Consider the following 6,621-nt stretch of genomic DNA (forward strand, 5'->3'; position numbering starts at 1 on the left):
GACAGGTTCCGTACCAACTGTGCCGCACGGAGCGGCACTGCGACTCGACGGGGAGGTAGCAGCCGGTGAAGGTCGAAGGAAAAGTGGCCGTCGTGACCGGAGGGGGCGGCGGAATCGGCGGCGCCATTGCTGCCGGACTCGTCGGGCGGGGCGCGAGAGTGGTGGTCGCCGACCTCGACGAACATGCCGCGCAGCGCGTCGTCGCGAAGCTCGAGGAGGTGACGCCGGGCAGCGCGGTCGCGGTGGCGGCGGACGTCTCCGACGAGGAACACATCCGTGGGCTCGTCGAGCGGGCCGAATCGGAGTTCGGTCCCGTGGACCTGTACTTCGCGAACGCGGGTGTCACCGGTGTGCCCGGTCTGGAGATCGAGGACTCGGTGTGGGAGCAGTCCTTCGACGTCAACCTGCGCGCGCACATCCGGGCGGCGCGGCTCCTGGTCCCCCGATGGGTCGAACGCGGCGAAGGCTATTTCGTCAGCACGGCCTCGGCGGCCGGCCTGCTCACGCAGATCGGCTCGGCCACCTACTCGGTCACCAAGCACGCGGCCGTCGGATTCGCCGAATGGCTGTCGGTGACCTACGGCGACAAAGGCGTACGGGTGAGCTGTCTGTGCCCGATGGGGGTGAACACGCCCCTGTTGTATTCGGGGGACGCATCCGGGCACGCACTCGGCGAACTCGCCACCCGGGCCGTCACGACCGCCGGTGCGGTTCTCGAACCCGCGGACGTCGCGGAGACGGTGTTCGCCGCGATGGAGGAGGAGCACTTCCTGATCCTCCCGCACCCGGAGGTCCTCGAGATGTACCGGAACAAGGGCACCGACTACGACCGGTGGCTGCGCGGCATGCGCCGTTACCGGCAAGCGCTCGAAGAGTCGGCTCCCACCGATTCGTGAAATCGGTGCCCCGCCGCGGACGGTGCCGGGGCGTGACCGAGGAGCAGATCGCCACGATGCCCGTGGACGATCCGCCGCGGTTCTTCGAACGTTGACGGGGTAGGTCGCGTCGGGCAGCACCGAGGATGCTCAGGCCGCGTCGTGCAACACCAGGCCGAGTGTGCGACGCAGGCCCGAGCGGACAGTGCTCACGCCGTGCCGGACCGGCGCCCGCGACCATCCGCGCGCAGAGCGGATCGGCCGGTCGCGGGTGGTGAAGATCAGGGCGTGGCCTTGCTCGAGCACGGTGACGGTGCCTCGCGACTGCGCGCGGGGCCGTTGTTCGACCAGCAGGAATTCGCCGCCGGTGTAATCGATGCCCGCTCGGTCGAGCCCGATCACGACCTGCAGTGGGAACACGAGGTCGCCGTAGAGATCGCGATGCAGAGCGTTCCAGTCGCCGGCGGTGTAGCGCAGCATCAGTGGGGTGGGGTCGGTCTGGCCGGCCGCGTGGCACATGCCGAGCCAGTCGTCGAAGTCGTCGGGCCAGGGTGCGGGATCGCCGAGGCGTTCGGCCCACGAGCGCGCGACGCCGAGCAGCCGACGGTAGAACGCCGAACGCAGGCATGCGACGGTGTCGGGGACGGGTGGGCCGAAGTACTTGTAGGTGCCGTGCCCGTATCGGTAGCGGCTCATGTCGACCGTGGTGCGGAAGCGGGCGTCGTCGTCCCACAGGGCGGCGAGTTCGGCGCATTCGTCGTCGCTCAGCAGCGGCCCGGTGAGGACGCAGCCGTTCTCGTCGAGCTCTTGCGCCAGTTCCGGCCACGCGAACGCGTCGACACGAGACTGCAGGCTGTCGATGGTCTCCACGGGCTCTCCTCGATCGGCGCGGGCGCACGGGCACGGACATACTCGTAGAGAAGACGTCGTCGCCGACGGAAATGTGAGTGCCCGGACCGGAGAGAATTCAGTGCGGCCGGTCGTCGACGAGTTTGTGCAGTAGCTCGGACAGTCGCGCGCGCTCCTCGGCGTCGAGCCGGTCGAGCATCGCGACGGCGTCGGCATCGCGGGCGGAGGCCAGCTCGGCCCGGACCTTGCGGCCCTCGTCCGTCAGCCGCACGCAGACCGCGCGCCGGTCGGCGGGATCGGGGAGCCGCTCGGTGAGGCCGCGCGACTCGAGGCGATCGACCACCTCGGTGGCCGAGCGGGGGACGATGCGCAGTTCCTTGGCCACGACGCCGAGGCGGATGGGGTCGTCGGCGCGTCCGATGACGTCGAGCGCCCGGTACTCGTGGGGTGACAATCCCCACGGCCGGAGGAGGTCGTGCCAGCGTCGGCGCAGCGTACGCGTGGTGGTGAGGAGAAGATCGCGCAGCGCGACGGGTGAATCCGACATAATGGCCACAGTACCTCACTTGACGGTTCCCACTCAATGAGGCAACCTCAACAAGTACGAGTCACGAACCACGAATCGAGGTGGCGCACATGATGCAGCCCCCACCCACGCTCGGCGGCAGACCCGGCCGCCGGGGCAAGCTCGACAAGAAGGACCTCGACCAGCTCCGCGAATCCCCGGTGAGCCTGCGCCGCATCGGCGCCCTGTTCGCGCCCCACCGGTGGAAGATCACCCTCGTCGTCGCGCTCATCGTCGCGTCGTCGGTGATCTCCCTCGCGACGCCCTTCCTCGTCCGCGCCGTCATCGACGACGCCATCCCGCACCAGAACGTGAGCCTGCTGCTGTGGGCGGTCGGGGGCATGCTGGCCGTCACCGTCGCGAGTTCGCTCCTGTCCGTCGTCCAGACCTGGATCTCCACGACCGTCGGCCAGAACGTCATGCACGGTCTGCGCACCCGGGTCTTCTCCCACCTGCAGCGACAGTCGCTGAACTTCTTCACCCGCACCCGTGGCGGCGAGATCCAGTCGCGGCTGACCAACGACATCGGCGGCATGCAGTCCGTGGTCACCAACACCGCGACCTCGCTGGCCTCCAACGTCACCACCGTCGTCGGCACCGCGATCGCGATGGCCGTCCTCAGCTGGCGACTGGCGTTGCTCTCGCTGATCGTGCTCCCGCCGGCCATCTGGCTCACCCGCCGGGTCGCGCTCATGCGCCGCGCCGTCACCGCCCGTCAGCAGCGCCGCCTCGCCGACATGCAGTCCCAGATCGACGAAGGACTGTCGGTCAGCGGCGTCCTGCTCGTCAAGACCCTGGGCACCGGCCCGGCACTGTCCGACAAGTTCGCCCGCACCTCGGAGGAACTGGCCGATCTCGAGGTGCACGCGCAGTTGTCCGGTCGCTGGCGCATGGCCACGATGAACATCGTCTTCGCGGCGATCCCCGCCGTTCTCTACCTGGTGGCGGGGCTGCCGGCCACCTCGGGTGGCATGACGATCGGCACCCTGGTGGCGTTCACCGGCCTGCAGGGCGCGTTGTTCCGGCCGCTGATGGGCCTGCTCGACGTCGGCGTCTCCGTCACCAGTTCGCTCGCGCTGTTCAGCCGCATCTTCGAATACCTCGACCTTCCCGTCGACATCGACGACCCGCACGACCCGGTGCCCGTCGACCCGGCGGCCGTCGCGGGCCACGTGCGGTTCGAGAACGTGAGCTTCCGCTACGAAGGCGCCCACCGCGACGCGCTCGACCGGATCGACCTCGACGTCCCGGCCGGGGCTCAGGTCGCGCTCGTCGGCGAGACCGGCTCGGGCAAGACCACCCTCGGCTCGCTCGTCGCACGACTGTACGACCCGACCGAGGGACGTGTGAGCATCGACGGTGTCGACCTGCGCGACATGCGGCTCGCCGATCTCGCCGCACTGGTCGGCGTGGTCTCGCAGGAGACCTACCTCCTCCACGCGACCGTCCGGGAGAACCTGCGCTACGCGAAGCCCGACGCGACCGACGACGAGATCGAGACCGCAGCCCGCGCCGCCCACATCCACGATCTGATCGTCTCGCTGCCCGACGGCTACGACACCGTCGTCGGTGCCCGGGGACACCGCTTCTCGGGTGGGGAGAAGCAGCGCCTGGCGATCGCACGCACCCTTCTGCGCGACCCGCGTGTCCTCGTGCTCGACGAGGCGACCAGCGCCCTCGACAACGACACCGAGCACGCCGTGCAGCAGGCGCTCGACGCCGCGCGCAGCGGACGCACGACCATCACCATCGCGCACCGACTCTCGACCGTGCGGAACGCCGACGAGATCGTGGTCCTCGACCGGGGCCGCATCGTCGAACGCGGAACGCACGACGAACTCGTCGCCCGCGGTGGCCGCTACGCAATCCTCGCCGCTCGTGCCGAGCGGGGTGACGCCGACGCTTCGGCGCCGAGCGGGATCAGTTCTTCAGCGTGGCCGCGAGAGCGCGCCGCAGTTCGTTCCGGCTGATCTTGCCCACTCCCGTGACCGGGAAGGCGTCGACGAACCGCACCTTGTCGGGAATCTTGTACTCGGCCATCCCCCGCTTCCTCAGGAATTCCTTGAGCGCGAGGGTCTTCGGTGCTTCGCCCTCGGCGACGACGAAGGCGCAGGTGCGTTCGCCGAGATACTCGTCGGGCATCGACACCACCGCCGCGTCGAGCACTGCCGGGTGCGCGATCAGATGGTTCTCGACCTCCTCGGCCGCGATCTTCTCGCCGCCCCGATTGATCTGGTCCTTCGCGCGTCCCTCGACGACGAGGTAGCCGTGCCCGGTGAGCCGGACGATGTCGCCGGTGCGGTAGAAGCCGTCCGGGGTGAACGCCGTCGAATTGTGTTCGGGCGCATCGTAGTAGCCCCGGATCGTGTACGGGCCGCGGGTGAGCAGGTGTCCGGCGGTGCCCACGGGCACGGGATCGCCCGCGTCGTCGACGATCCGGATTTCGTCGTCGGGGCTGATCGGCCGGCCCTGCGTGGTGACGATGGTGTCCTCGTCGTCGTCGAGCCTGGTGTAGTCGACGAGGCCCTCGGCCATACCGAAGACCTGCTGCAGCGTGCATCCGAGTTCGGGCCGAACACGTTTGGCGGCTTCGGCCGGGAACTTCGCGCCTCCGACCTGCAGCACCTCGAGCGACGACAGGTCGCGTCCGGTGCGGGCCCGCGCCGACAACCACGCCTGCGCGAGGGGTGGGACGAGCGACGCCATCGTCACGCGCTCGCTCTCGATCAGGGCGAACGCGGTGTCCGGGCTCGGATCCGGAGCGAGGACGACGGTGCCGCCGGCGTGCAGCACACCGAGGATGCCCGGCGAACTCATCGGGAAGTTGTGTGCCGCCGGCAGCGCGACCAGCATGCGGGTGTTCTCGTCCACGCCGCAGATCGCTGCGGACTCGCGCACGGAGTACAGATAGTCGGCGTGGGTGCGGGGGATGAGCTTCGATGTTCCGGTGGTTCCGCCCGACAACTGCAGGAAGGCGACGCTTTCGGAGTCGCTCTCCGCGATCGGGGCCGGTTCGCGGTCGCGCAGCGACCCGAGTGCGGTGAACTCCTCGGCCTCACCGGCGACCACGACCGCCGGCGGATTCTCCGTCTCGGAGGTGATCTGCCGGGCGAGCACGCGGTAGTCGAACCCGCCGTGTTCGTCGGCGATCACGTACGCGGCGGCGTCGCTGAACCGGCAGAAGTAGCCGATCTCCGAGGCACGGTGCGCGGGCAGGGCGAAGACCGGGAGCGCGCCGAGGCGGAAGACCGCGAACAGGACCTCGGTGTACTCGACGATGTTCGGCAACTGCAGGACGACGCGGTCGCCCGTGCGGACCCCGAGGTCGGCGAGACCGGAGGCGATGCGGGCCGAGATGTCGTCGAGTTCACGGTAGGTGATGCGCCGCCAGGATCCCGTGGTGTCGTGTCCGACGACGGCGGTGTGGCCGGCGAACCGGGCGGCGCGGGCCGGGAGGAACTCGCCGAAGGTCTCGCTCGTCCAGTAACCGGCTGCGCGATACCGCTCGGCGAACTCCTCGGGGTAGCGGGCGGTGTCGACGAGCGGTGTGCGCTCGAAACCGGTTGTCACGGAGCGGTTCCTTTCGGGAGGTGGGACGGGGTGGGTCTGTCAGGCGCGCAGTGTTGCGCCGCCGTCGACGTAGAGCGCCTGCATGGTGATGTGACGCGCGCGGTCGGACAGCAGGAATTCGATGGCCTCGGCGATGTCGGTGGGTTCGGCGATACGGCCGAGGGGGATGCCGACCTTGAACTGCGACAGATCGCCTTCGATGGCTCCGCGGGCACCGGTGTCGTCGTTCGGGTCCGCCCACAGCGAGCGCTGCATGGCCGTGTCGGTGGAGCCGGGCGCGACGATGTTGGCGCGGATCCCGTACGGCCCCAGCTCGAGTCCGAGTATCCGCACGATCATGGTGGCGGCGGCCTTGGACGATCCGTAGGCGCCCATGCCCATGCGGGGCACGCCCGCGGAGTTCGACCCGACGACGACGATCGAACCCGACTGCCGCTCCCGCATGGCCCGTCCGACCGAACGCAGGACCGACAGCAGTCCGGTGACGTTGACGTCGAACATGTGCTGCCAGTCCTCGGGGTCGGAGTCGAGCACCGATCCGGTGGTGAAGACACCGGCGACGTGCGCGAGATGCTCGATCGGTCCGTGCTCGGATTCGATGCTGTCGACGGCGTAGGCGACGGCGTCGTGGTCGCGGATGTCGACGGCGTAGGTGGGGACGGAATCGCCCAGCAGCGCAGCGGTCCTACCCAGTCCTTCCGCGTTGCGATCCACGAGCACGAGACGGTGCCCGGCGCGCGCGAGGGTCTCCGCGGTCGCGCG

6 protein-coding genes are annotated in these 6,621 nt (G+C 69.4%); 2 read left to right on the top strand and 4 right to left on the bottom strand.

The features are described 5' to 3' along the window. Nucleotides 1-65 precede the first annotated feature (65 nt). The gene (locus A8G18_RS05790; RefSeq protein ID WP_064063100.1) at nt 66-896 is read left to right on the top strand and encodes an SDR family oxidoreductase; all 831 of its coding nucleotides are present in this window, start codon (nt 66-68) and stop codon (nt 894-896) included. A gap of 129 nt (nt 897-1,025) precedes the next feature. Here A8G18_RS05790 and A8G18_RS05795 read toward each other — a convergent pair whose 3' ends face one another. Both A8G18_RS05795 and A8G18_RS05800 read right to left on the bottom strand, forming a co-directional pair. Then, entirely contained in the window at nt 1,026-1,745 is a 720-nt protein-coding gene (locus A8G18_RS05795; protein WP_064063101.1) for a 2OG-Fe(II) oxygenase, read from the bottom strand. A gap of 97 nt (nt 1,746-1,842) precedes the next feature. Beyond that, nucleotides 1,843-2,271 (bottom strand): MarR family winged helix-turn-helix transcriptional regulator, encoded by a 429-nt coding sequence (locus A8G18_RS05800; protein ID WP_016934492.1) that lies wholly within the window; start codon nt 2,269-2,271, stop codon nt 1,843-1,845. An 89-nt stretch (nt 2,272-2,360) separates the two neighbouring features. Here A8G18_RS05800 and A8G18_RS05805 point away from each other — a divergent pair, with 89 nt between their 5' ends. After that, nucleotides 2,361-4,259: an ABC transporter ATP-binding protein gene (locus A8G18_RS05805; RefSeq protein WP_064063107.1), complete on the top strand. Its 1,899-nt coding sequence runs from the start codon at nt 2,361-2,363 to the stop codon at nt 4,257-4,259. Here the strand turns inward: A8G18_RS05805 and A8G18_RS05810 are convergent. Then, nucleotides 4,210-5,859, bottom strand: coding sequence for a (2,3-dihydroxybenzoyl)adenylate synthase (locus A8G18_RS05810; RefSeq protein ID WP_064063102.1), 1,650 nt, complete (start codon nt 5,857-5,859; stop codon nt 4,210-4,212). The two genes, A8G18_RS05805 and A8G18_RS05810, sit on opposite strands and share 50 nt — an antisense overlap. Before the next feature lie 39 nt (nt 5,860-5,898). Beyond that, the coding region (locus A8G18_RS05815) for an SDR family oxidoreductase (protein WP_064063103.1) at nt 5,899-6,621 on the bottom strand (723 nt) is incomplete at its 5' end.

Origin of the sequence: Rhodococcus gordoniae, assembly GCF_001646655.1 — a bacterium.
GTDB lineage: Bacteria > Actinomycetota > Actinomycetes > Mycobacteriales > Mycobacteriaceae > Rhodococcus > Rhodococcus gordoniae.